The 2,399-nt window shown below is 58.2% G+C and carries 3 protein-coding genes; all 3 read left to right on the plus strand.

Features of this window, described 5'->3' with window-relative positions; translation table 11 throughout:
• Nucleotides 1-123 precede the first annotated feature (123 nt).
• The gene (locus tag AB4Z52_RS35945) at nucleotides 124-474 is read left to right on the plus strand and encodes a transposase (protein ID WP_442222570.1); all 351 of its coding nucleotides are present in this window, start codon (nucleotides 124-126) and stop codon (nucleotides 472-474) included.
• Nucleotides 471-815 (plus strand): IS66 family insertion sequence element accessory protein TnpB, encoded by a 345-nt coding sequence (tnpB, locus tag AB4Z52_RS35950; protein WP_442222571.1) that lies wholly within the window; start codon nucleotides 471-473, stop codon nucleotides 813-815. The genes AB4Z52_RS35945 and tnpB overlap by 4 nt, the downstream gene beginning before the upstream one ends.
• 74 nt (nucleotides 816-889) lie before the next feature.
• The coding region (gene tnpC / locus AB4Z52_RS35955; RefSeq protein WP_442222572.1) for an IS66 family transposase at nucleotides 890-2,399 on the plus strand (1,510 nt) is incomplete at its 3' end.

The following is a 2,399-nucleotide window of genomic DNA, read 5'->3' on the forward strand; positions in this document are numbered from 1 at the left end:
GTAAGCGATGCATAGACCCCATCTGGCGAGTGCGCTGCTGAGGTTCTATTCGTGCCTGAGAAATTGGGAGCTCTGGTATGAACTGCTATGTCTGCGCCTATGTCTGAACATAGAACATTCCATATGATCGAAGCTGTGGCCAGTCCCCTTGAGGGTGCGCCGCGGCAGTTCCGTCGTTGGTCAGACGATTTCAAGGCGCAGGCGGTGGCCGAAGCCATGGAACCTGGGGCGAGTGTTTCGGCGATTGCGCGACGCATTGGGATTGATCCGTCGCAGTTGTTTACGTGGCGGCGCACTGCCCGGCTGAAAGCCGCTGCTGTGAACACGATGGCCAAAGGCGATCTTTTGTCTGTGAATCCCACCGGCAACTGCTCCACTGTCGATATCACGATCGGCGACGCAATGATCCGAGTGGATGCCACGATCACTGAGGCGCATCTCATTCGGTTGATACGGGCGGTGCGCACAGCATGATCCCGGCCGGTGCGAAAGTGTTTTTGGCAAGCCATCCTGTCGATTTCCGTAAAGGTCCCGACAGCCTTTTGTCGCTGGTGCGCGATGCCGGCAATGATCCGTTCAGTGGCTCGCTTTATGTCTTCCGGGCCAAGAGAGCAGACAGAATTAAGATCGCCTGGTGGGATGGTTCCGGGGTCTGTCTTTATTCGAAGCGGCTGGAAAAAAATCAGTTCGTTTGGCCGAAGATCGGGCCTGCCCGCGTGCAGCTCAATCATGCGCAGCTCCTTGCTCTCGTTGACGGCATGGACTGGAAACGCGTCCGCTCGGTTGCAGTGAAACGGCCGGAATTTGCTGGGTAAAAGCCCTGCGGCAGAGTGAATCAGGCAGCTGAAACTGCAGGAAATTCCCGACAAAATATGCTCTACTTGCGGGCATGACAGCAACCGATTTACAGCTCCCAGATGACGTTGATGCGCTGAAAGCCATGATCCTGGCGATGGCTGCAAAGGCTGCGCGCGCCGATGTTCTGGAGGACGAAGTCGCGGATCTGAAGGCTCGSAATGCGGACGCAGACGAGCAGATCGCGAAGTTGAAGCAGGTCCTCAAAGCCTTCGACCGATACCGGTATGGCAGACGCTCGGAAAAGCAGGGCAAGGACATCGACGCGGATCTCGACGAGCAGGGTGCGTTTGTCTTCGAAGAAATCGACACTGGCATTGCCGCAATCGAGGCAYTGGTTTCCAAGGGCCGCAATCCAGCCGCTGCAAAGCGTGCGCCACGTCCACGCAAGGGCTTTCCGCCGCATCTGGAACGCATTCATGTAGTCATCGAGCCGGACGAGCTTCCCGAGCATGCGGGCAAGCAGAAGATCCTGATTGGCGAAGATACCTCCGAGCGTCTCGATATCATTCCACCGAAGTTCCGGGTGATCGTCACCCACCGTCCCAAGTATGCCTTCAAAAACGAGGACGGCGTCATCCAGGCGTTGGCACCGGCGCACATCGTTGAAAGCGGCATCCCGACGGAAGCGCTGCTCGCCTTTGTCGCGGTCTCCAAATACGGCGACGGCTTGCCGCTTTATCGGCAGGAGGCGATCTTCCTGCGCGACCATGTCAAAGTCGACCGTGGGGTGATGGCACGGTGGATGGGCAAGCTCGGGTATGAACTCGAGATCCTTGCAGACTACACTTTCAACCAGATCAAACAAAGCGCGCGAATATTCGCCGACGAGACGACGTTGCCGACGCTTGTCCCCGGATCGGGGTCGGCCAAGACTGCGTATCTATGGGCGTATGCTAAAGATGATCGGCCGTTCGGCGGTAGTGGACCGCCGATGGTAGCCTATCGCTTTGAAGACAGTCGAGCCGGCGATTGCGTCGCGCGTCATCTCGAAGGCTATCGCGGCATCCTGCAAATCGATGGCTACGCGGCCTACAATCGCGTTGCCCGTCCAGATCGTGGAAACGACGGCGCTCTACTGGCTGGGTGCTGGGCGCACAGTCGACGTCGGTTTTACGAACTGCACGCCAGCAGCAGCTCGAAAGTAGCAACAGTTACGATCGAAAAGATGGGCGCGCTGTGGGCAATTGAAGAGAAAGTGCGTGGACAGAGCCCGGATGTGCGCCGTGCGGCGCGCCAGGAGGCCTCGGCCGCGATCGTCGCCGATCTCTACAAACTCTGGCAGGACACGCTGCCCCGCATCTCTGGCAAATCCAAGCTTGCCGAAGCCATTCGCTACGCCATCAACCGGCGCGAGACCTTTGAGCAGTTCCTGCGTGACGGCCGCATCGAAATAGACTCCAATATCGTCGAGCGGGCTATCAGGCCCCAAGCTATCGTTCGAAAAAACTCGCTCTTCGCCGGCAGTGCTGGCGGCGGTCGGACGTGGGCCACGATCGCAACGCTCGTTCAGACCGCAAAAATGAACAATGTCGATCCGCTCG

It is taken from the genome of Rhizobium sp. 2YAF20, from assembly GCF_052114685.1.
In the GTDB taxonomy this organism is placed as follows: Bacteria; Pseudomonadota; Alphaproteobacteria; order Rhizobiales; family Rhizobiaceae; genus Rhizobium.

What these genes read in the sequence shown, in the direction of transcription:
- tnpB (WP_442222571.1), top strand. Translation starts at nt 471, where the DNA reads ATGATCCCGGCCGGTGCGAAAGTGTTTTTGGCAAGCCATCCTGTCGAT.
- AB4Z52_RS35945 (WP_442222570.1), top strand. Translation starts at nt 124, where the DNA reads ATGATCGAAGCTGTGGCCAGTCCCCTTGAGGGTGCGCCGCGGCAGTTC.